This window comes from Paraburkholderia madseniana (genome assembly GCF_009690905.1).
In the GTDB taxonomy this organism is placed as follows: Bacteria; Pseudomonadota; Gammaproteobacteria; order Burkholderiales; family Burkholderiaceae; genus Paraburkholderia; species Paraburkholderia madseniana.
Genome location: NZ_VOSW01000046.1, coordinates 54,873 through 75,411 on the forward strand (window position 1 = coordinate 54,873; position 20,539 = coordinate 75,411).

At 59.9% G+C, this 20,539-nt stretch carries 18 protein-coding genes and 1 pseudogene; 11 read left to right on the forward strand and 8 right to left on the reverse strand.

Translation table 11 applies throughout. The annotated features are described in order from the left end of the window. Positions 1–119 precede the first annotated feature (119 nt). Complete coding sequence (locus FSO04_RS23695) at positions 120–1,184, reverse strand: DMT family transporter (protein WP_154563039.1); 1,065 nt, start codon at positions 1,182–1,184, stop codon at positions 120–122. A gap of 163 nt (positions 1,185–1,347) precedes the next feature. Here FSO04_RS23695 and FSO04_RS23700 point away from each other — a divergent pair, with 163 nt between their 5' ends. The 6 genes from FSO04_RS23700 (at position 1,348) to FSO04_RS48550 (ending at position 7,431) form a co-directional block, all read left to right on the forward strand. Then, positions 1,348–2,124, forward strand: a complete 777-nt coding sequence (locus FSO04_RS23700; protein WP_154563041.1) for a DUF1295 domain-containing protein — start codon at positions 1,348–1,350, stop codon at positions 2,122–2,124. A 123-nt stretch (positions 2,125–2,247) separates the two neighbouring features. Beyond that, positions 2,248–2,847, forward strand: a complete 600-nt coding sequence (locus FSO04_RS23705) for a uracil-DNA glycosylase family protein (protein WP_154563043.1) — start codon at positions 2,248–2,250, stop codon at positions 2,845–2,847. A gap of 179 nt (positions 2,848–3,026) precedes the next feature. Beyond that, entirely contained in the window at positions 3,027–3,626 is a 600-nt protein-coding gene (locus FSO04_RS23710; protein ID WP_154563045.1) for a cytochrome b, read from the forward strand. A 56-nt stretch (positions 3,627–3,682) separates the two neighbouring features. Further along, the gene (locus FSO04_RS23715; RefSeq protein WP_154563047.1) at positions 3,683–5,134 is read left to right on the forward strand and encodes a glycosyltransferase family 2 protein; all 1,452 of its coding nucleotides are present in this window, start codon (positions 3,683–3,685) and stop codon (positions 5,132–5,134) included. A gap of 191 nt (positions 5,135–5,325) precedes the next feature. Next, complete coding sequence (locus FSO04_RS23720) at positions 5,326–6,564, forward strand: aromatic ring-hydroxylating oxygenase subunit alpha (protein ID WP_154563049.1); 1,239 nt, start codon at positions 5,326–5,328, stop codon at positions 6,562–6,564. A gap of 447 nt (positions 6,565–7,011) precedes the next feature. Beyond that, a complete protein-coding gene (locus tag FSO04_RS48550; protein ID WP_154563051.1) occupies positions 7,012–7,431 on the forward strand; it encodes a rubredoxin in 420 nt (139 codons plus the stop codon). On the opposite strand, the gene FSO04_RS23735 is transcribed toward FSO04_RS48550, so the two are convergent. Both FSO04_RS23735 and FSO04_RS23740 read right to left on the reverse strand, forming a co-directional pair. Next, positions 7,428–8,273 carry an oxidoreductase gene (locus FSO04_RS23735; RefSeq protein WP_154563053.1) on the reverse strand — a complete coding sequence of 282 codons (846 nt, stop codon included), beginning with the start codon at positions 8,271–8,273 and terminating at the stop codon, positions 7,428–7,430. The genes FSO04_RS48550 and FSO04_RS23735 overlap by 4 nt on opposite strands. A gap of 57 nt (positions 8,274–8,330) precedes the next feature. Next, entirely contained in the window at positions 8,331–9,260 is a 930-nt protein-coding gene (locus FSO04_RS23740) for a LysR family transcriptional regulator (protein ID WP_154563055.1), read from the reverse strand. An 83-nt stretch (positions 9,261–9,343) separates the two neighbouring features. Here FSO04_RS23740 and lysA point away from each other — a divergent pair, with 83 nt between their 5' ends. Further along, positions 9,344–10,612 carry a diaminopimelate decarboxylase gene (gene lysA, locus FSO04_RS23745; RefSeq protein WP_154563057.1) on the forward strand — a complete coding sequence of 423 codons (1,269 nt, stop codon included), beginning with the start codon at positions 9,344–9,346 and terminating at the stop codon, positions 10,610–10,612. A 121-nt stretch (positions 10,613–10,733) separates the two neighbouring features. Here the strand turns inward: lysA and FSO04_RS23750 are convergent, their stop codons facing one another. Continuing rightward, the gene (locus FSO04_RS23750) at positions 10,734–11,654 is read right to left on the reverse strand and encodes a LysR substrate-binding domain-containing protein (RefSeq protein WP_154563059.1); all 921 of its coding nucleotides are present in this window, start codon (positions 11,652–11,654) and stop codon (positions 10,734–10,736) included. A gap of 116 nt (positions 11,655–11,770) precedes the next feature. Between FSO04_RS23750 and FSO04_RS23755 the strand changes: the two genes are divergently transcribed. Both FSO04_RS23755 and FSO04_RS23760 read left to right on the forward strand, forming a co-directional pair. After that, positions 11,771–12,538, forward strand: coding sequence for a transporter substrate-binding domain-containing protein (locus tag FSO04_RS23755; protein WP_154563061.1), 768 nt, complete (start codon positions 11,771–11,773; stop codon positions 12,536–12,538). 39 nt (positions 12,539–12,577) lie between these two features. Continuing rightward, positions 12,578–13,693: a succinylglutamate desuccinylase/aspartoacylase family protein gene (locus tag FSO04_RS23760; protein WP_154563063.1), complete on the forward strand. Its 1,116-nt coding sequence runs from the start codon at positions 12,578–12,580 to the stop codon at positions 13,691–13,693. 235 nt (positions 13,694–13,928) lie between these two features. Here the strand turns inward: FSO04_RS23760 and FSO04_RS23765 are convergent, their stop codons facing one another. Continuing rightward, positions 13,929–14,444 carry a hypothetical protein gene (locus FSO04_RS23765; RefSeq protein WP_154563065.1) on the reverse strand — a complete coding sequence of 172 codons (516 nt, stop codon included), beginning with the start codon at positions 14,442–14,444 and terminating at the stop codon, positions 13,929–13,931. A gap of 200 nt (positions 14,445–14,644) precedes the next feature. Continuing rightward, positions 14,645–16,993 carry a M23 family metallopeptidase gene (locus FSO04_RS23770; protein WP_154563067.1) on the reverse strand — a complete coding sequence of 783 codons (2,349 nt, stop codon included), beginning with the start codon at positions 16,991–16,993 and terminating at the stop codon, positions 14,645–14,647. Positions 16,994–17,537: 544 nt separating this feature from the next. Between FSO04_RS23770 and FSO04_RS23775 the strand changes: the two genes are divergently transcribed. After that, positions 17,538–18,914, forward strand: coding sequence for an IS4 family transposase (locus FSO04_RS23775; protein ID WP_154563069.1), 1,377 nt, complete (start codon positions 17,538–17,540; stop codon positions 18,912–18,914). Positions 18,915–19,127: 213 nt separating this feature from the next. Next, positions 19,128–19,361, forward strand: a pseudogene (locus tag FSO04_RS48765) (Imm8 family immunity protein); the annotation flags it as partial. Between the two features lie 119 nt (positions 19,362–19,480). On the opposite strand, the gene FSO04_RS23785 reads toward FSO04_RS48765, so the two are convergent. Both FSO04_RS23785 and FSO04_RS23790 read right to left on the reverse strand, forming a co-directional pair. After that, the gene (locus FSO04_RS23785; RefSeq protein WP_154563071.1) at positions 19,481–19,747 is read right to left on the reverse strand and encodes a cupin domain-containing protein; all 267 of its coding nucleotides are present in this window, start codon (positions 19,745–19,747) and stop codon (positions 19,481–19,483) included. A 76-nt stretch (positions 19,748–19,823) separates the two neighbouring features. Beyond that, positions 19,824–20,219, reverse strand: a complete 396-nt coding sequence (locus FSO04_RS23790; protein ID WP_154563073.1) for a hypothetical protein — start codon at positions 20,217–20,219, stop codon at positions 19,824–19,826. Positions 20,220–20,539 lie beyond the last annotated feature (320 nt).

Here is a 20,539-nt window from a genome sequence, read left to right on the forward strand (position 1 = left end):
TCATTAGAGGATGCGATTGGCCGCGATGCCAATTGAATTGGTCTATCGAATGACTCGCTCCACAGAGATTTTTGTCTTGTGCTGCAGCAAGCGCCCGCACCACGCGGTGAAGCGAGAAATCAATGTGTATGCCGGTGATGAATATCTGGGAAATGCGCGTGCGCGTGCGTGATCGGCGCATGGGAATGCGGATGCGTGTGCGGCTCGTCGCCGTCCCATGCGAAATCGTGCTCGTGCTGGTGATGCGCATCGTGCCGATGACGATGCGTGTGGTCCAACGGGGCGTGAGTGTGCGGATGCTCGTGACGTTCGCGGATGTGCAGCCAGACACCCAGCATCATCAGGGCAGCGGCCACCCAGAACAGCGGCGGCGGCATCTCCGGCCACAGGAGCCACGATAAGGTCACACCAAATAGTGGCGCGACCGAGAAATAGGCGCCGGTGCGCGCGGTGCCGAGATTGCGCAGTGCGACGACGAACAGCGCGAGACTCACGCCGTAGCCTGCGAAACCCGTCAGCATGGCGAGTGCGACGGTCGCGGCCTTGGGCCATGCTGCACCAAAAGTGAGCGCGAGCGTCACGTTGACCGACCCGGCCACGAGCCCTTTTACGCAGGCAATGAACATGGCATCGTGAGTCGACACCTTGCGCGTGAGATTGTTGTCGACCGCCCAGCAGGCGCAGGCGCCGATTAGCAGCAGTGTGCCGGGCGGCAAGCCGGCCGCGCCGGGCTGCCACGACAATGCCACGCCGCCCGCGACGATCGCGGCCATGCCCAGGAACACCTGAATGTCGACGTTCTCGCGAAACACGATCCACGCGATCAACGCGGTGAATACGCCTTCGAGATTCAGCAACAGCGAGCCGGTGGCGGCTGGCGTCGTTTTCAGACCAAGCATCAACAGTGCCGGCCCCGCGACACCACCGGCCACGATCGCGCCGGCGAGCCACGGCACTTCGCGCACCGGGAAGCGGTGGTGACTGACCGGCTGCCCGTCCGCCTGACCTTTCAGGCGGCGCGCCAGAATCACGGCGGCAAGGCCCGTGCCGCTGCCGAGGTAGAACAGTCCGGCCAGCAGAAACGGCGACAGCGAGCCGAGCAGCGCCTTGGCGAGCGGCGTGGTCGCGCCGAACAAGGCGGCGGCGAGCAGAGCGGTGAAAGCTGCGTTGAAGCGAGTCGGCATGACCGGAAGATTCGGTGGAGGCAGGCGTTGCCGACACGATACCGCTATCGGGCCGCGGACGCCTAGCTCCGTTGAACAGATGATCGGGCCGGAAATCCCGCCCGCGTGCATCCGATCGCGCCCTTACAGCGTATAACCCGCATCGCCATCGAATGAGGCCCCCATGTCGCCACTTGCCGCCGCCGTGATCGCCCTGATTGCGCTCATCGTGATCTTCAGCGCCGTCTGGGTGTGGCAGTTGAAGACCGCGAACGCCGGCATGGTCGACCCGGTCTGGGCTTATTCGCTCGGCCTCGTCGCGGTGCTCTACGCCGTGCTCGGCAACGGCGATCCGGTATCGCGTGCACTGGCCGCGCTGGGTGGCCTGGTTTGGGGCGTGCGGCTCGGGACGCATCTGTGGAGACGCAATTTCGGCAAACCGGAAGACGCGCGCTATCGCCGCTTCCGTGAAGAATGGGGCGACAAGGCAGCCAGCAAGATGTTCTGGTTTTTCCAGGTGCAAGTCGTGATTTCGATGCTGCTGTCGATCGCGTTTCTGGTGCCGTCGTATCGGAGCAGCCCACCGGCCGTCGGCTGGATCGTGCTGGCGGTTGTGGTGTGGATCGCATCGGTAGTCGGCGAAGGCATCGCGGACCGTCAACTCAAGCGCTTCACACAGGACCCGGCCAATCACAACAGCGTGTGCCGCGTTGGCCTGTGGCGCTATTCACGGCATCCGAACTACTTCTTTGAATGCGTGCATTGGGTTGCTTACATCGCGCTGTCGATCGGCACGCCCTGGGGTTGGTTCACCTTGTTGCCGCCGGTGCTGATGGTGTTTCTGCTGCTGAAGCTCTCCGGCATCCCGCTGCTCGAAGAAAGCATGGCGAAAAGGCGCGCCGGTTACGCCGATTACATGCGCACCACCAGCGCGCTGATTCCGTGGCCGCCGCGGCATTGAGATGAGCCGGCCACGGCGCGCGCGTGTTCATGTTCATGTTCGGCTACGCGAACGGGAATGAGTGGGGCGTGGGACACTATCGGTTTGTAAAACGCTAAACCGGATCCTGACCCGCGCCTTGGTATGACCGCCAGGAAACCCATTTCACTGAACACGTTATTGCACGACATTCGCGCCTGTACGGTGTGCGCGCCGGTGCTGCCGCATGCGCCGCGGCCGGTCGTCGTGGCGTCGGCTGATTCGCGCATTCTGATCATCGGGCAGGCGCCCGGTGCGCGCGTGCATGCTTCGGGCATTCCATGGAGCGACGCCAGTGGCGCACGTTTGCGCAACTGGCTCGAAGTCTCCGACGAGAGCTTTTACGACGCCTCGAAATTTGCCATCGTGCCGATGGGTTTCTGCTTTCCGGGCAGAGGGGCGAGTGGCGATTTGCCGCCGCGGCCCGAATGCGCCGCGCTTTGGCATCAGGCCTTGCTCGCGCAGTTGCGCGAGGTGCGGCTCACGTTACTGATTGGCCAATACGCACAGCGTTTTGGCCTCGGTGACGCCTTCGGGCCGACGCTAACCGATACGCTGCTGCGCTGGCGAGATTACGGCCCCCACGTGATACCGCTCCCGCACCCCTCGCCGCGCAATATTGCCTGGTTCAAGCGCAACCCGTGGTTCGAAGCGGATGTATTGCCGACTTTGCGGGCGCGGGTTGGTGCGGCGCTCCAGGCGTGATTTGCCTCGCGCCGTCGAAATACGTCGAAATAATCGGAAACACACAATTAAGCAACTGGCGGAATAAAACGGCAAACTGATGCGTTTGCTTCATACCGCCGGCGTGATCAGACCTGCTGCGGCACGGCCGAATTTTCAAACAGCTTTCGCCAGAAAACCATTTGTAGACGGAACGACCGATGAATACTCACGCCGACTCCCTGACCGATTCGACCGGCACGCCGCTGGCGTCGCGCTATACCCGCACGGCGATAACGCTGCACTGGCTGATCGCGCTGCTGATGATCGGCAATGTCGTACTCGGCCTGACCGCGGAATCATGGCCCGACGACTGGGTGCGTCCGGTAGTCGACACTCATAAGTCGATCGGGATCACGGTGCTCGGTCTCGCGCTGATGCGTATCTTGTGGCGCGTGACACACAAGCCGCCGCCGTTGCCGCGTGAGTTTCCGTCGTGGGAAAAGATCGCCGCGCACGTTGCCCATTTCCTGCTGTATCTGCTGATGATCGCACTGCCGCTATCCGGCTGGCTGCACGATTCCGCGTGGAAAGATGCCGCCACGCATCCGATGCGCCTGTTCAATCTGTTCCCCTGGCCGCGCATCGGTTACGTGATGAATCTCGATCCGGTGCTCAAGGAGTCCTTGCACGACCGCTTCGGCGCCTTGCATACGTGGCTTGGCTACGCGCTGTATGCGTTGCTGGCGATGCATATCGGCGGCGCGTTGAAGCATCAATGGATCGATCGCAAGTCGGTTCTGAAACGCATGGTGCGGTAAGCACCGCCACGCTGCTTTCTATCTAATAACCACCAACGACGGACTCAGCAGTCATTTTGAAGAAAACTCTGGAACAGGCACTCGCCCTTGCATCGCCGCGCATTCTGCCGCGTCCCACTACGCTGCTGAGCACGCTGATTCATTTCAGCGTCGTCATGCTGTGGTTGCTGCTGTTCGCCCGCGCATTCTTTCTGCAAGGCGTGGTGGCGTGGTCGACCGGCATTGCGTACGTCGTGTACGACACCTTGCTGCTTGCGTTCGTCACCTGGAAAACGCTGCCGCTGATGCGGCCCACGCCGCCGCTCGAGCCGGACTTCGATGCGCGCAACTTGCCGGGCATGGGTGTGATCGTCGCGTCGCATAACGAGGCGACGGTATTGCCGGTGACGCTCGCCGCGCTGCTGCGCCAGACGCATGGCCCGGCGCAAATTGTGATCGCCGACGACGGTTCCACCGATGCCACCCATGCGCTGCTTACCGAACGCTTTGGCCTCACTGCCGCCGCTAATGGCGTGCTGAGCGCGCCGAGTTCGCTCTACCCGAATCTGTACTGGCTGCGCGTGCCGCACGGCGGCAAGGCGCGTGCGCTGAACGCCGCCATCATGGTCATGACCACCGAGACCGTGATGACCGTCGACGCCGACACGCTGCTCGACGACGACGCCACCTACGCGATGCGCGCCGCCTTCGCGAGCGAGCCGAAGCTGGTCGCGGCGGCCGGCATTCTGGTGCCGGTGTGCGGCAAATCGGTGTCGGGCCGCGTGTTCCAGTGGTTCCAGACCTACGAGTACATGCGCAATTTCATCGCCCGTTTTGCATGGATGCGCGCCGACAGTCTGCTGCTGATTTCCGGCGCCTTCGCGTCGTTCAGGCGCGACGCGCTGGTCGACGTGGGCGGTTTCGATCCGCAGTGCCTGGTCGAAGACTACGAACTGATTCATCGGCTGCACCGCTATTCGGTCGATCATGGTCTCGGCTGGGACGTGCGTGTGGTCGGCGATGCGCATGCGCATACCGACGCGCCGGACAACCTCAGCAGTTTCCTGCGGCAGCGCCGCCGCTGGTTTGCGGGTTTCCTGCAAACGCAATACTGGAACCGTGACATGACCGGCAACCCGCGCTACGGCACGATGGGCATGCTGATGCTGCCGGTCAAGGCCATCGATACGATGCAGCCGATCTACGGGCTGACCGCCTTCGCGCTGCTGCTCGGCTTTCTGTTCGGCGGGCACGGCGCGATCGTCGTGTCGATTTTCAGCGTGATCGGCCTCAAAACGGCGATCGACCTCGCGTTTTATCTCTGGTGCATCCATCTGTACCGCCGCTGGACCGGCGAGCGCACCGGCTCCAGTTTGTGGATGGCGGTGCTCGCGGCGATCGCCGAGCCGTTCACGTTCCAGTTGGTGCGGCACGTCGGCGCACTGCTCGGCTGGCTGCATTTCCTGCGTGGCGGACGCTCGTGGGGCGTGCAACGCCGCTCCGGGCTCGTGGCGCGCGACGAAAGCTAACCGCCAATCGCCTCATTTGACGACCGTAGGGTCGCAGGCAGGCGCGATTGCGCCCATGGGCTGCGCAATGGGGTATGGCATGCCACCAGCGGAACCATGCCGCTTCGGCTTCGAGTAGACTGTACGGCGATGTCGGCCCGCGAATTGCAGGGCGACCACCTTCCATCCGCTCGTGCACGGAGGCTCCACCTATGCATGCTGTTCCCCCGCTCGAACAAGACACCGTCGATGCGCCGGTCCATACGTCTTCTGCTCATGCCGCCGCGCAAACCAACGCGCCAACAGGCGCGAATGCACACGCGCCGGATCAGGCAGCCAACGACGCCCCAGTGCGCGATCTGCGCCGCGTCGGTATTCACCCTGATTACTGGTATCCGCTCGCGTGGTCGCATGAGGTGAAGCGGGGCAAGACGCATGGTGTGACGTTCGCGGGTGAGCCGATCGTGCTGGCGCGTACGGAGTCCGGCAAGGTGTTCGCGCTCGAAGATCGCTGCGCGCATCGCCAGGTACCGTTGCATCAGGGCGTGGTGGACGGCGAGTCGATCCGCTGCGGGTATCACGGCTGGACCTACGACTGTTCGGGCACCTGCATCGACGTGCCGTATCTGGGCCGCGAACGTCTGCCCAATGGCGTGCGTTCTTATCCGTGCCGCGAAGTCGAAGGCCTGATTTTCGTGTTTCCCGGCAATATCGAATTGGCCGAAGAACGGCCGCTACCCGCGTTTGGCGCCGTATCCGACAAGAAGTACAAGACGCGCCGTTTCGGCCGTCCGGTCAATTGCCACTATTCGTTCATGCACGAGAATCTGATGGATATGAACCATCAGTTCCTGCATCGCCGGCAAATGGGGCAGATGCGCGCGCGGTCGGTGGGTCGCCGGCGTGGCGAGGGCTGGGTCGAAGTCGATTACACGTTTGCGCGCATGGCCGGCCAGCAGCCGATCGGCGAAGCGATCGTGTTCGGCCAGAGCCGCAAGACCGGTGGCGACAACGACAAGGACGTGATGACGATCCGCACCGAGTATCCGTATCAGACGCTGCAGATTCGCACGTCCGATCAGACGCTGGTGATGGATTTGTGGATCGTCTATGTGCCGCTCGATCGTGAGCAGCGCACGAACCGCACCTTTGGCCTGCTGTCGATTCGCAAACCGGGCATTCCAGGCGTGCTGAATCTCGCGTGGCCGCTGCTCGTGTGGTTCACCGAACGCATCTTCAAGGAAGACCGCGAAATCGTCGAAGCAGAACAACGTGCGCACGATTCGCAGGGCGCGGACTGGAATCACGAGGTGTTTCCGGTCATCAACGAATTACGCGCCTTGTTGCGCGAAAGCGGCGCGCCGGATCACGTGGTGGGCGCCGGCACGGGTGGCGCCGCGGTGATCCGCTTCTGGGATTCGCGTCACGGCAATCCATTGTCGAATACCTGATATTCGAGTTCTTTTGGGGCTTCGGCCGTTGCCGCGATCGTGGCGGCGGTGTCGGAGCATGCTGGCGAGGTCGCTGTTTCGTAGGCCGCTTTCCGCCCGGTGGAGAATGAATCCATCTCCACCCGGTAGGGAATTCAAGCCGATCGACTAGCGATAATGGCATCTGGCACGCCGAGGTTTGCGCCAATCGAGATGCGCCCGCCTCCGACCCGTGTACTATTTCGCTTTTTCCGATCTTTAAGAACGCCTCGTGACTACGCAACACATCCCCACCGCATCCCGTAAATCCCTCACTCTGCTGCAACTGCTGGGCCTCATCGGCGCCGCTGGACTGATTGCGGCGATCGTGCTGAACCAGTTCGTCTGATCCCGCCGCGAAGCCCTCGCTTCAAGCATTCGACTCTATACCGGCGCTCGCCGCCGGCTTCATCGATATTCCGATTTGCCATGTACAAGAAGGGCGTCGCTGTAGAAATCCAGTTTTCTCCCGAACGGCTCAACGACGGCGCTGGCGATCCGTACTGGATCGATTTGACGCAGGTCGAAGCGCAACGGCTGTTGGAAAGCCTGCAGGCACGCCTTGCTGAAAATAGTGCAGGTACGGTCGCGCCTTTGGTCGTGAGCCTTGATGAGATGGCGGCGTCGCGAGCGGCGGTCGATGCCCCGCATGCGGCGGAAGAAAGCGCCGCGCTTGCGGACGACTTCAAACAATGGGTCTGCGTGATTTGCGGCTGGATCTACGACGAAGCCGCCGGCTTGCCGGAAGAAGGTATCGCGCCGGGCACCCGCTGGGCAGATGTCCCGGCCGACTGGCGCTGCCCACTGTGCGACGTGGGCAAGGAAGATTTTGCGTTGGTCGAGTTTTAAGCCGGATAATCCGCGCCGACCGTCGTGGCCTCCCACGCATCGAAGTCGCCGCGCATGAAGTCCAGCTTCTTGCGCGCCAGTTCGAGCGCCATCTTGCCGAGCAGCAAACGCAGCGGCGGCTTGTCTGACAGCGCGGCGTCGATGATCGCCTGGGCGGCGCGCACCGGATCGCCCGCCTGCTTGCCGCTGCGCGCCTCGGTTTGCTTGCGGCGCTCGCCAGCCGTGGCTGCATAGTCGTCGATCTCGGTCGCCGATTGCTTGATCGACGGACCTGCCCAGTTCGTGCGGAACGGGCCGGGTTCGACGATCAATACATCGATACCGAGCGGCTTCACTTCCGTCGCGAGCGATTCGGACAAACCTTCCACCGCGTATTTGGTGGCGTGGTAATAACCGGTCGCGGCGAAACTCGTGATGCCGCCAATCGACGACACATTCACGATCAAGCCACTGTGCTGCTCACGCATGATCGGCAACACGGCTTTCGTTATGTCGACCAGGCCGAACACGTTGGTCTCGAACATGGCGCGGACTTCGTCGTCCTCGCCTTCTTCGATCGCGGCCAGATAGCCGTAACCCGCGTTATTGACGAGCGCGTCGATGCGGCCGAAACGTTGTTTGGCTTGCGCGACCACGTCGTCGATCTGCTTGCGGTTCGTCACGTCGAGCGGGAGAACCAGCGCGCGATCGCCATGCGCTTCGGCGATATCTTTCACTTTCGACGGGTCTCGTGCGGTGACCACCGCGCGCCAGCCGCGCTCCAGCACCAACTTCGCTAACTCGCGGCCGAAGCCGGTGGAACAGCCTGTAATCAGCCAGACGGGATTGTCTCGATTCATCATTTGGGAAACTCCTGTTGATGGGCGAACGTGGCGCGGTTTGTTAGTCGAATAGCGCCCTTATTGCTGCTTGCGTTTTGAGTGGGTTTTTAATTGTATTCGCAACGCGTCGGCCTCGCTTTGCAGCGCGTCGACGAACGCAACGGCCAGCGGATGGCTTGGGCGATGCTCCGGATGAACCACGCTCACGCGAAACGGCAGCGACACGGCAAGCGGCCGGATATGCAGATTGCGGCCCGCGAAATCCAACGCCGTAAGCGGATTGACGATGGCCACGCCGAGACCTTGCCGCACGAAACTGCAAACGGAGACGGCGGTGGGTGTCTCGATCATCTGGCGGCGCGCGATGCCCGCTTGCGTGAAGGCTTCGTCGATCTGAATCCGGTACGGATCGTTCGACGACAGGCTGATGAAGGGTTGATTCGCGAAGTCCGTCAAATCGATCACGCGCTTTGCGAGCAATGGATGCCCATCGGGCAGCACGCAAACTTCGTCCACTTCGAGCAAGGGCGTCAGGCGTGTTCCAGCAGGCGGCGCGCCGTGTTCGGTCAAGCCGAGGTCATAACGCTGCGCGGTCAGCCATTCTTCGAGAAACGGCGATTCCTGCGTCGCGATCGAGAGACTGACGCCCGGCTGTACATCGTGAAAACGTTTCGCCGCGCCTGGCAGGATCGAGTGCGAAAACGCGGGTAACGCGATGATGGAAAGCTGGCCGCCCTGGAATTCGCGCAGACTTGCCGCTGTGGACGCCACTCGTTCTAGGCCGATGTAGGCGCGCTTGATTTCATCGAACAACGTCAACGCGGACATGGTTGGACGCAGCCGTCCATGCACGCGTTCGAACAAGGCAAAACCGATGCTCTGTTCCATGCGCGCAAGTTCGCGGCTTACCGTGGGTTGTGAAGTGAACAGCATCTCGGCTGCCTTGGTGACGCTGCCTGCCGTCATCAACGCGCGGAAGACTTCGATATGTCGATGAGTGAGCGCCATGATTTCTATATCAGGAATGAATGCATTAGCAAAAAATAGGTATTTTACTGAATGACCGGTTCTCAGCATCATGGTGCTCACTAATGCTTCGATATAGAGGGCCGCCAACCGTGACCACATTCAATCCACCGCAACTCGTCGAACTCGCGCATCAGTACGGCACGCCCATTTGGGTCTATGACGCGGACGTGATCCGCCAGCGTATCGCCGAATTGCGCAGCTTCGACGTGATTCGCTATGCACAGAAGGCGTGTTCGAACGTGCATATCCTGAGGCTGATGCGCGACGAAGGGGCGATGGTCGATGCGGTGTCTTCAGGCGAAATCGCGCGTAGTCTCGGGGCGGGTTTCCAGCCGGACGGCGATCCTGAGGGCGTGGTGTTTACGGCAGATCTTGTCGATCACGCGACGCTGGCCACCGTGATCGAGCATCGCATCACGGTCAACGCCGGTTCGCTCGATATGCTCGACCGTATTGGACGACACGCGCCTGAAGGTCACCGTGTGTGGTTGCGGATCAATCCCGGTTTCGGCCACGGACACAGCAACAAAACCAACACGGGCGGCGAGCACAGCAAGCACGGCATCTGGCTTGACGACGTGCCGCTGGCGATCGCTATGGTGCGGCGTTACGGTCTGAAGCTGGTCGGGCTGCACATGCATATCGGCTCCGGCGTCGACTACACGCATCTATCGCGCGTGTGCGATGCGATGGTCGAAGCGGTGCAAGGCTTGGGCCACGATATCGAAGCTATTTCGGCCGGTGGCGGTTTGTCGGTGCCTTATAGCGAAGGCGAACCGCGGATCGACGTCGAGCACTATTTCCGTCTTTGGGACGCGGCGCGGCGGCAGATCGAAGCGCATTTTGGGCATCGCGTGAGACTCGAAATCGAGCCGGGGCGCTTTCTGGTTGCAGAAGCGGGTGTGCTGGTTGCCGAGGTGCACGCGCTGAACCGGCGGCCGAACCGGCAGTTCGTCTTGGTGGATGCGGGATTCAATGATCTGGTGAGGCCGTCGTTCTACGGCAGCCATCATGAGATGACGGTGGTGAAGGGTAATGGCGTGCCGAGCGAAGCGCCGGCTGGCTCTTTCGCGGTGGCCGGGCCGTTGTGCGAGGCCGGCGATGTGTTTACGCAGGAGGCGGGCGGTGTCGTCACGAGCCGCTCCATGTCGGCGCCGGAAGTAGGGGACTTCATCGTGTTTCATGACGCCGGGGCATACGGCGCGTCGATGTCATCGAACTACAACAGCCGGCCGTTGGCGCCTGAGCTGTTGCTGGAAAACGGCACGCCGCGGTTGATTCGGCGCAGGCAGACCATCGAGGAGTTGATCGCGCTCGAAACGCCAAATTGATTCTGTCGAGCGTGGTCGCTGCGAACCGTCGGCCGTACGCCAGGCCACCGCAAGCGTTGCGCATTGCGAATGCACGTTCGACGCTAAAGCGGCCCTCGTTGGGCTCCTTTTGCCCCAGCGCTCATCGCGCCCGCACTGTACGCATGTACGACGCAATCATCGTCGCGAGTTCCTGTGCGGCGGGTGTGACGGGAATCGCCGCGCGTTGCAGCAGGCACACGTTCTGCTCGACTGCGCGTTCGGGCACATTGATCGACGTGAGGGTGCTCGCAAACGGCCCACGCTTCACGACGATCGACGACTCCAGCGACAGGCAGTCCGTCGCTCCGACCAGATGCAGCGTCTCGTACAGACCTTCCACCGTCGCGATGATTTTCGGCGACGGCAGGCCGCGGCTCTCGAACAGATGGTTCAGGCGATTGACCTGCGGATCGTCGGTGAGATTCGGCGAGGGCGTCGCCACCCATGTGCAATCGACGAGATCGGCAATCGAGGTGGCGCCTGCTTTCGGATGACCGCGACGGCAGACGACCACGGGATCGGACGGATAGAGCGGCGTCACGGACAGATCGGCCGTATCGGTGTGCTTCGACACTAGCGCGACAGCGAAATCGAGCCTGCCCTCACGAATCCACGAAATCATCATCCGTGAGGTGCCGGTGCGCAAATGTACGGCGACCCGCTCGAAGCGCGCGCGGAATTCCATCAGCACCGGCGCGAAGGCGTCAATCAGCGGCTCCGTGGTCATGCCGAACGTGACCTCGCCCGCGTAGTCGCCACGCAGTTGCTGCACTTCCTGCTCGGCCCGCTCGCATTCGCCGAGAATCGCGCCGGCGCGCTGCAAGAGCCGCTGGCCGAGCGCGGTCAGCGCGATGCCGCGGTTCGTGCGGGTGAATAAAGTCGCGCCCAGCATCGATTCGAGGTTCTGCAACTGCTGCGTGATGCCGCTCTGGGCGATGCCGAGCGCCCGCGACGCCGCGCGGATGCTGCCGTGCTCGGCAACGGCGGTGAACGCGCGGAGCTGGGAGATCGTCAGCGCCATGAGAAGTCTCTGTGATCGGTAAAAGTGATCATGATATTACTTTTGAGACTTCTTTGAGGCGCAACGGCGGCATAGGATGGCCCTGTAGTAATCCGCCCAACCCACACCCGCCTCCCATGAAAATTCCGCTGATGATCTTGAGCGCCGCGCTGACTTTCAGCAGTGGTGCGTTTGCCGCCGACCCCGCCGCGCTGCGCCTCGGTATCGATCCGACCTATCCGCCGATGGACTCCAAGGCGCCCGATGGCAGCTTCAAGGGTTTCGACGTCGATCTCGGCAACGAAATCTGCCGGCGCATCCATGCGCGTTGCCAATGGGTCGAACTCGAGTTCTCGGGGATGATTCCCGCGCTGCAGGCGCGCAAGATCGACGCGATCCTTTCGTCGATGGCGATCACGGAGAAACGCGAGCAACAGATTCTGTTTTCGTCGAAGCTGTTCCAGTTCAAATCGCGGCTGATCGCGCGGCAAGGTTCGGCGCTCGCGGGCGGGTTGAATGCGTTGGCCGGCAAGCAGATCGGCGTGCAGTCGGGGACGCAGTTCGAAGGGTATGCGCTAAAGAATTGGGCGCCGCTTGGCGTGCACGTGGTTGCGTACAAGAGTCAGGATGAGGTGTTCGCCGACTTGCAGAACGGTCGCCTCGATGGCGCGCTGCTCGGATCTGTTGAAGCCGACTACGGCTTTTTGCGCACGCCGGCGGGGAAGGGGTTTGCGTTTGTCGGCGAGCCGCTTTCGATGGGTGATCGCGGCGTGGGCATCGGCTTGCGCAAGGATGAGACTGCGGTGCAGGCGTCCATTAACGAGGCGATTGCTTCGATGCGCAAGGACGGTACGTACGCGCAGATTGCGAAGAAGTACTTTGACTTCGATCCGTACGGCAATTGATTTCTTCACCTCATATTTTTCTCCAGACTTCTTGCTCTCATGAACAAGCAATCGATTCCGCTTCTATCGCCGGCTATCGGCACACACCGCGAACTGGTGTCGTTTCACTTTGGTCCCGCGGATAGCGGACAGAAGATTTATATCCAGTCGTCGCTGCATGCCGATGAAACGCCGGCGATGTTGACGACGGTTTTGCTTAAGCGTCGATTGCTCGAACTGGAGAAGCAAGGTGCGTTGAATGCCGAGATTGTGCTGGTGCCGGTGGCGAATCCTGTCGGACTTGGGCAGTATGTGCTCGGGCAGTTTCTTGGGCGCTTCGATCTGGGCAGCGGCAAGAACTTCAATCGACACTTCATGCAGTTTTCGAAGCTGGTGGAGCGGGCTAAGGATGCCTTGGGTTCGAATGCTGCGGAGAATCGGCGGATTGTTCGCGAGTTGATCGCTGCTGAACTCGCCGAGCAGAAGCCGTTGACTGAGTTCGAGTCGCTGCAACTGGCGCTGCTGAAGCTTTCTTTCGATGCGGACGTGGTGATCGATTTGCATTGCTCTTTGGAAGCGGCGATGCACCTCTATACCAGTGAGGCGGCGTGGCCTGAGTTTGAGCCTTTGTCACGGTATCTGGGGGCGCAGGCTTCGTTGCTCGCGACTAACTCGGGCGGTGAGTCGTTTGATGAGACGCATAGCTTGTTGTGGTGGCAACTGCAGCAAGCTATGCCTGCTGATAAACCGGTACCCAATGGGGCGATTGCTGTCACTGTGGAGTGCCGTGGGCAGCGGGACGTGTCTTATGAAGTCGCGCAGGAGGACGCAGACGCGTTGATTGACTATCTGGTCTGGCGCAAGGCTATCAAGCTCGATGTGAAGCCTTTGCCCGAGTTGCTCGCGCCCGCTACGCCGCTCGCTGGCAGCGAGCAGTTCTATGCGCCTGTTAGCGGAATTCTGATTCATCGCGCGAAGATCGGGGACACGATTCGTGTCGGGCAGGCGCTGTTTGATATCGTCGATCCGTTGACTGACGAGACGACTACGCTATGTAGCAACACCGAAGGGGTGTTTTATATGCGGCGTGCGATTCGGTTTGTTACGACTGGGGCGCCGTTGGGGCGGGTGACCGGCACACGGGCGTTTAGGACTGGGGTTTTGTTGGGGGCATAGTTTTTTGCCTCTGGCGTGGTTGGGCATTCCTTGAATAGCGGACCCTTTGCCGACGTCCGTGCGCATCAGGTAACTCTGCGGCCTCGTGGGATCGGCTGACGCCGGCGTGAGGGACCCGTGGGCCGTCAGAGGGCTACTGCCCTGTGCGTCGTCATCCGTTTCCATCGATTAGTCATGTTGGTCGCACATTGAGTCTTGTGAACTGATCTGCGCGCGTCACACCGGAATACCCAATTCATTGGCTAGGTGTCGCGGCGCTGGCCGCTGGACTGGTACTTGCAGACGCCGGCGTGTCGACAAACTCAACCGACTCGAGGATCGCCTTGATCTTCCATAGTTGGTTGCGCTTAGGCCTGGCAAGCCATGCGACAGGCGTGTATCCGCATAATGCATTCGCATTGTGGATCAGGCAAAAGTAAAAAAGACACGCCCGACTCTTCTCATCGCCAGTTGTGTCATTGGCGGTATATGCCCTTCCAATCCAATTTTTTCCGTTTAGCTGGATCGACCGGAAGTGAGCCTGTTTATCAAAGGGAATGAATTCGGGGCCGTTCACCGGCCCGTAAGTTAGCCAGCGACCTTCAACCTGCTTTGCATTCAACGCAATAGTTAGTCGTTCCTCTGTGGCGTCCACGCAGAAAAGGCTGAAACCACCATTCAATGCGGCCATCCGGCCTGTTAGCGGCAGGTAATATACGCCCTGCGGTCGAACTTCATCCGGATGCGCCCCATCAAAATGTCCGCCGAACATGTTCGCGATTCTGATCCGACATGGGCCCACGATGTATTCTTTTGCGACTGGCATAGTAGAGGCCGTGCTTGTGGAGATGGCTGCTGCCGACGCAATACTCTGAGCCATTGAGCCATTGAGCCGTTGATCCACAATAGTACGGCAATGATTATTGTCCGCGCGGAAACGCTCTTCATTTTCAATCGAATACTCCGTACCGATTACCAGTCAGGTGTGAATTGCGTTGTCCCGTTCGCGGCGGGAAACCGCGTAAGGTCCATCAATGCGACAAGCGCGGCGGTGTAAGCTTGGTACCTCGCAGTAAGTCCGTTGACACTAGACAAGGAGAAGGAAGGGTAGCCCGCGTTAACCGTGGCCGCGACCTGGCCGAATGAATCGCAACTGTAGTAAGGCTTAACAGTATTTCCAACCTGTTTCGTTTCGCGTCGCATGACTGGAATCTTGTCTGCAAATTTCGTTGCGTCAGACCATGCCCAGTAGGCTCCTGCACTATCTGACGCTTCAAATTGCCGGGTTCCCACAATATTCCGCCATTCCTTCATTTCAGCGGAAACGTTAACGTCGGCCGCTACCAAGGCCGCGTTATTGCCAGCCTGATCTGCCACTCGTGCAGCCTCATGCAAGCGACTAGCCAACGCTTGATCAACTTGATGGCCGCGGAAGCGCCAGTATCGGACGTAGTTGTCAGGCCAAGTCAGTTGTAGAAAGCCACGACCGGTCCATGGGTAATAGCGCCGATGGTCCGCACCCTGCTCTTCGAGCAATCGAAACCATTGGGTCTCCTGCATTGCATTACCCAGAAACGCGGCTTGCCGCAGAGGTGTCGTCACGCCGAACCTGCGCATCGCTTGGTTCAGGGCTGGACCATGCGAATCTATCGTAGTGCGCTGTGGAACTACTTGCTCCGATGTCCATTGAGAGTGCGGCAACGAACGTAGCGCTGCCGGTGGAAACGCTTTCGCCAGTTCGTTACCGGTCAACCACCCACACCTCCTGAAATGTCGAATAAACGCTGTCGGATGGAAGAACCAAAGCTTCTCGCCAGCAGGTAGCCCCGTGCACTCCCAGAACTGAAATGACCTCAGCAGATTGATGAATTTCGTGTAGCCCGCGTCGTTGCCAGCGTAGAACTCGCCCGGGTCTTTCAACTTCCGGTAACGATCCTCATTGTGCGTGCTGTCCCATTCGCTCGGCGCTTCACATACAAAACCACGCAATTGCTCGCGCACTCCATCGGTTGTTTTCACATAGCGGACAAGGACATCTTCCTTCTGGTATTCCTCAGTCTGTACTGCTTCCTGCGGCGTCTCGTGATGCTTCGCGTCCTTCAGGATTTTCTTCAAGGCGTCGATATCGCACAGCCCGGCCGCATTAAATGGCCCGTTACCATCACTGATCTTTTTCCAGCCCTTGAAGAACGGAAAATCGGCATCGGATAACTTCAGGACGGCGCGATTGTTAACGTCGATGTAGCCCTTCCGGCCCGCAGCAAAGGCAACTTGCGCCCAGGTCGTCAGCGCCGCTTCCGGCAGCGTGGTCGGTGTGCTGAGAATGCGCCCGAAGCGCAGCAGTTCATACCCGTCGCTCGGACAGGTCGCATACAGCGCGGTTGCCCGTTTGTAGAGGTCGTATTCGTAGTTCTGTTCGCGGAGTGGCTGCTCAGTCAGAAGTTCGAGTCGTCCACCGCCCGCATCGCGCCAGACCTTGGTGAACTTGGCCCCCTTGTGAAACCAGACCTCGACATACAGCGTGTCGGAATTCTGTCCCACGTCCAGTTGCTCGAAGCGGATGCCGTGGAGTTTCTTATTCGCATCCGTGCCCGGCGGCAGCGGCAGAAACTGCTGTTGTGGCGGAATGACGTAGTAGCTGCTTCCCCAGTAGTCAGTCGTGGTGGGTGTGACGACCTGTTCGCGGCCCAGTTGGGTGGCACCGAAATACGCGTCGAAATCCGGCTTCGTCATGAAGATTTCGAAGTGCATGTGAAACTGGCCGTGGCATCGCCCGGTCAGGCCGAGGATATCCTTCCGATAGATCTTACGGCCGCCACCGGGCTGAGCCGGAGCGACAACCGGCGGCTGCATATTGGGTCCAGGCGACGCTGTTCGCAGGAACAACGGCAAAACGTTCGGGTGAAAGCCGTGGTCGTTATAACCATCGAGTTCAAGCAAGTGCATATAGAGCGAATAGAACGTCAGCTTGCGTCCTTCGTCTGTATCGGTTGTATGTTTGAGCAACACGAAACCAGCGTTGCTGTCCCGGACTCCACCGCCCCCGTCGAACGCATGCTGGCACACTCGGTAAGCTACGACTTCGCCGTCCGCGATCGCACGAACTTTCTCGTTCTGCAATCGCGGCGCCAGATGCATGCCGGGATGCCAGCGACGATCGAACGCTATGGGGTAAATGCCATGAGCCAATTCAAATTTGTCGACGGCATCCATCATTGGATCGGTCGCGTTTGCATCGTTGGAGTTGATTCCAGCTTCGGGTAGGAATGGGGGGCTGATAATCATCGTTGTTAGCGCGTCAAATTCTAAAAATTTGTCCAACGATCTCGTTCGTAACTGCTGAAATCCTTCTTCGTTCTGGTCTTAGAGAAGAGCGCAATGCAGCCGGAGAACTTCCGTGGTAGAGCGTCCTCGTGGACGATCGAAAACACCGCGTCCTTGCCGAGGTAGTCTGATCTTGACAGCCTGTTCGTGCGCTCAAAGATGATCGTGATACGGTATGGCGAGCCCATGCGTTCGGTCGCCTCGAACGATACGACCGACAAGTCCTTTGCGTTCGTCGTGCCCGGCTTCTACGAAATACGACGGCCGTCCGGTCATTGTCTTACTCTGATTTTCATACGTTCTGACTTGCCTGGGCAGATCGGCCATCGTCTCATCTCCGTTTTCATCGCAATTGATATGGCAAGCGTGCAGCTTGACTGCGTCGATTTGGTGTGTGTCTAGGATGAATGGCACTTACTTAAGCCAGCATGGAGGAGAAGACGCGGGTAAGTGCTTGAAGAGAAAGGGAGGGGGCTGATCCGAGGATTGATACGATGGTTGTTACCAGGCAAACACCGTCTCATTCCAAAGAACAGCCCCCATGGATCGTAATGCACGAAGTCATCCCAGGCAAACACGAAGCAGCGTTCAAAGCCAGGCGCGCAAGGCACAGGCCGTCGACTACTTCAACATACTGACGAGCCCGGAGCTGTTGGACATAACGGAAGCGTATTTGCCAGAACATCGGGAACGGCTGTATCCGCCGACGGTGACACTGTCGATGTTCATGCGCCAGGCGCTGGAAGAGGACGCCTCCTGTCAGAAGGCGGTCAACGGGTGGGCCGCGCAGCGAGCTGCCGACGGGCTGCGACCCATGAGTGTGCGTACGGGAGGCTACTGTCGCGCTCGCCAGAGACTGCCGCTGACGATGGTGCGGGAGTTGGCGCGCGAGACGGGGCGTCAACTGCATGAGCAGGCCAGGCCGGCCTGGAAGTGGCGCGGGCGGCCGGTCAAGCTGGTTGACGGCACAGGAATCTCGATGCCCGATACGCCGTCGAACCAGGCCCGCTTCCCGCAGTCCAGTTCTCAGGCCGAAGGAGTGGGATTTCCGTTAGCCTATCTGGTTGCGGTGATCTGTCTGGCAAGCGGCGCAGTGCTGGAGGCGGGTGTCGGAACGTACGCGGGCAAAGGCAGCGGGGAGCTGACGGCGTTTCGCATGCTGCAAGATACGTTTTGTAAAGGTGATGTGATCGTCGCCGATGCCTTGTACTGCCACTACTTTCTGATGGCCTCAATGATCGCCGCCGGAGTGGATGTCGTGATGGAACAGCATGGGGCGCGCCGCACGGACTTCCGGCGAGGCAAGTCGCTGGGCATGCGCGATCACATTGTGACGTGGCCCAAACCCCGGCAGCGTCCCGACTGGATGACGCGTGAGCAGTACCAGGCCTTCCCCGATGAACTGATGGTGCGCGAGTCCAGGCTGCATCACCGGGTGCTGGTCACCACAATGCTTGATGCACGCAAGACCAGCAAACAGGACCTCTCGCAGTTGTACGCCAGGCGCTGGAACGTGGAACTGGATCTACGTAACATCAAGACGACGATGGGTATGGACGTACTGCATTGCCAGACAGCCCACATGAACGAGAAGGAGATCTGGGTCCATCTGCTGGCCTATAACGTGATTCGGTTGCTGATGGCGCAGGCCGCGAGCCACTATGCCACCGATCCGAGAACACTGAGTTTCAAACACACCGTGCAGTTATGGACTGAATGGCTGGCCCGAGGTCTGACAGCAACCCACGACCAGAGTCTCCTGTTCAGCCTGATCGCACAGTCTTGCGTTGGGAATCGCCCCAGTCGCATCGAACCACGAATGCGGAAACGAAGACCGAAGTCTTACCCATGGCTGAAAGAGCCTCGTCACATCGCACGCGAGTGCGTCCGAAAATATGGACACGCTCCACGGGCTTAAGTAAGTGCCATTCTGTCTAGGATCAGAAAGGTAAACATTTTTCGCAGTCCTGTGAACTACCTCCAATGCTCTTGTCGAATTTTGACAAAAACCATATTTTTTCTACACGTAGAGCGGCAGATATCGTGATATCAATTGCGACTTGACTTGGTTGATAGCGTATTGCGGGAAGTCTCTACGCGATGTTGATCCAGGAGTGCCGCACGGGGCCGTAACAAACTCATCGTGTCTGAGTTCAATTCAGACCGAATACGAGCGAGCACCAAGCGGCTCGTCAGTCGATGCTGCGGCGCTGATTGGCAAGCTATTGCGTTGAAGTTCGGCCGCTTCGCCGCTTTGGAATTTGAAGACTATCAGGAACGAGCCGTCGCGCATCCTGGGGCAGCAAGACGCGCGTCGCTGTGGTCTCACCTCAAGAAAATAGTTTTAAAGGGGTACAGAAGATGAGCGTGGTGATCGTTGTGCTCAATAACTGAAGATCAACGGATCGATTGAAAAGGCGAGCGCTGGGGGCGCGGATGCCGACGTGCTGTGGCCTTGGACCATGCGTGTCGCCGCGCGCCCTCCTACTTCCTTCCCACCAGATACGTCACACCATTCGGACCGTAGCGTTCTGCATGCGGTTTGTTCGCGGGTAAGTGAAAGACGTCGCCGACTTTATATGCCTGCTCGGTGTCGCCCACGCGGATGTGCAACTCGCCTTCCAGAATCAACGCTTTTGCTTCGAATGAATGTTCATGCACATCCATCGTGGTGTTCGCCTCGCGCGTCACAACGACGGCCTCAGGGAATCCTTCTTTCGTCAGGCTTTCAGTGAATGCTTCGCGGTCCATGGCGTCTCCATCGGTAAGTAGGTGCGGAGATTCACTGTAACGCTATCCGCCAATTCGTGCAGAGCGCGGCAGTATGTCATGCCAATGCTGTTACGCTAGCGCCGACCTTCCTGCGCGTTCTCGTGCGCGGCGCCACTGATTCACCCAGCCCTTTCCTGCGCCGTGCAGCGTTCGATTCTGCTTCCTCCGCATCGGCCATCACGACCGTCATTTTCCCCCGCTCAATGTTCGCCTCGGTTTCGTACTGATGCGCCGTACGCTCCAACAACTCCGCAAGCAACATCTGGTCGCGACGGTCGCAATGGTTCATCGCGATACCTATGCGCAGCGTCCTGGCAAGCATAGCCAGCGATGAAAGCCGTTCCACATACGTGCGGGTTGTTTCCAATACTTCGCCGGCAAGTCGCTTATATTCAGCGGGTTTCACCGACAGACGAGGGTTCATAAATGGAGCTTCAGCGGGTTTGCTCATGGCGCGATTTCCGGTAGATTCTCGAAATCGCCCGACACTCGCTGCAAACGGGTGGGCGGGCACGTAGCGAGGTTGACAGGCCGGCGCTAGCTCAAACCGGCGAGCCTTGCGGCTCCCTCGCTACGGCCCACCCGTTGAAAGGGCGTGCAGAAGCTCACACACTGCCTGCGGAACAGGTCGTGCGGGAGCCAGCATTGTCGGGTAGCAGCGGCGCATTGCTGCGCCGCCGCCCCCTAAGAACCGGACGTGCGAGTCACCTCGCATCCGGCTCAAGCCATTCTTCAGCACCAGACCGTGGCACCGAACAGTTTGATGGAGCG

Bases quoted from the DNA above. Each gene is read 5' to 3' on its own strand.
- FSO04_RS23695 (WP_154563039.1), bottom strand. From the start codon at position 1,184: ATGCCGACTCGCTTCAACGCAGCTTTCACCGCTCTGCTCGCCGCCGCC.
- FSO04_RS23700 (WP_154563041.1), top strand. From the start codon at position 1,348: ATGTCGCCACTTGCCGCCGCCGTGATCGCCCTGATTGCGCTCATCGTG.
- FSO04_RS23705 (WP_154563043.1), top strand. From the start codon at position 2,248: ATGACCGCCAGGAAACCCATTTCACTGAACACGTTATTGCACGACATT.
- FSO04_RS23710 (WP_154563045.1), top strand. From the start codon at position 3,027: ATGAATACTCACGCCGACTCCCTGACCGATTCGACCGGCACGCCGCTG.
- FSO04_RS23720 (WP_154563049.1), top strand. From the start codon at position 5,326: ATGCATGCTGTTCCCCCGCTCGAACAAGACACCGTCGATGCGCCGGTC.
- FSO04_RS48550 (WP_154563051.1), top strand. From the start codon at position 7,012: ATGTACAAGAAGGGCGTCGCTGTAGAAATCCAGTTTTCTCCCGAACGG.
- FSO04_RS23735 (WP_154563053.1), bottom strand. From the start codon at position 8,273: ATGATGAATCGAGACAATCCCGTCTGGCTGATTACAGGCTGTTCCACC.
- FSO04_RS23740 (WP_154563055.1), bottom strand. From the start codon at position 9,260: ATGGCGCTCACTCATCGACATATCGAAGTCTTCCGCGCGTTGATGACG.
- lysA (WP_154563057.1), top strand. From the start codon at position 9,344: ATGCTTCGATATAGAGGGCCGCCAACCGTGACCACATTCAATCCACCG.
- FSO04_RS23750 (WP_154563059.1), bottom strand. From the start codon at position 11,654: ATGGCGCTGACGATCTCCCAGCTCCGCGCGTTCACCGCCGTTGCCGAG.
- FSO04_RS23755 (WP_154563061.1), top strand. From the start codon at position 11,771: ATGAAAATTCCGCTGATGATCTTGAGCGCCGCGCTGACTTTCAGCAGT.
- FSO04_RS23760 (WP_154563063.1), top strand. From the start codon at position 12,578: ATGAACAAGCAATCGATTCCGCTTCTATCGCCGGCTATCGGCACACAC.
- FSO04_RS23765 (WP_154563065.1), bottom strand. From the start codon at position 14,444: ATGTTCGGCGGACATTTTGATGGGGCGCATCCGGATGAAGTTCGACCG.
- FSO04_RS23775 (WP_154563069.1), top strand. From the start codon at position 17,538: ATGGATCGTAATGCACGAAGTCATCCCAGGCAAACACGAAGCAGCGTT.
- FSO04_RS23785 (WP_154563071.1), bottom strand. From the start codon at position 19,747: ATGGACCGCGAAGCATTCACTGAAAGCCTGACGAAAGAAGGATTCCCT.
- FSO04_RS23790 (WP_154563073.1), bottom strand. From the start codon at position 20,219: ATGAGCAAACCCGCTGAAGCTCCATTTATGAACCCTCGTCTGTCGGTG.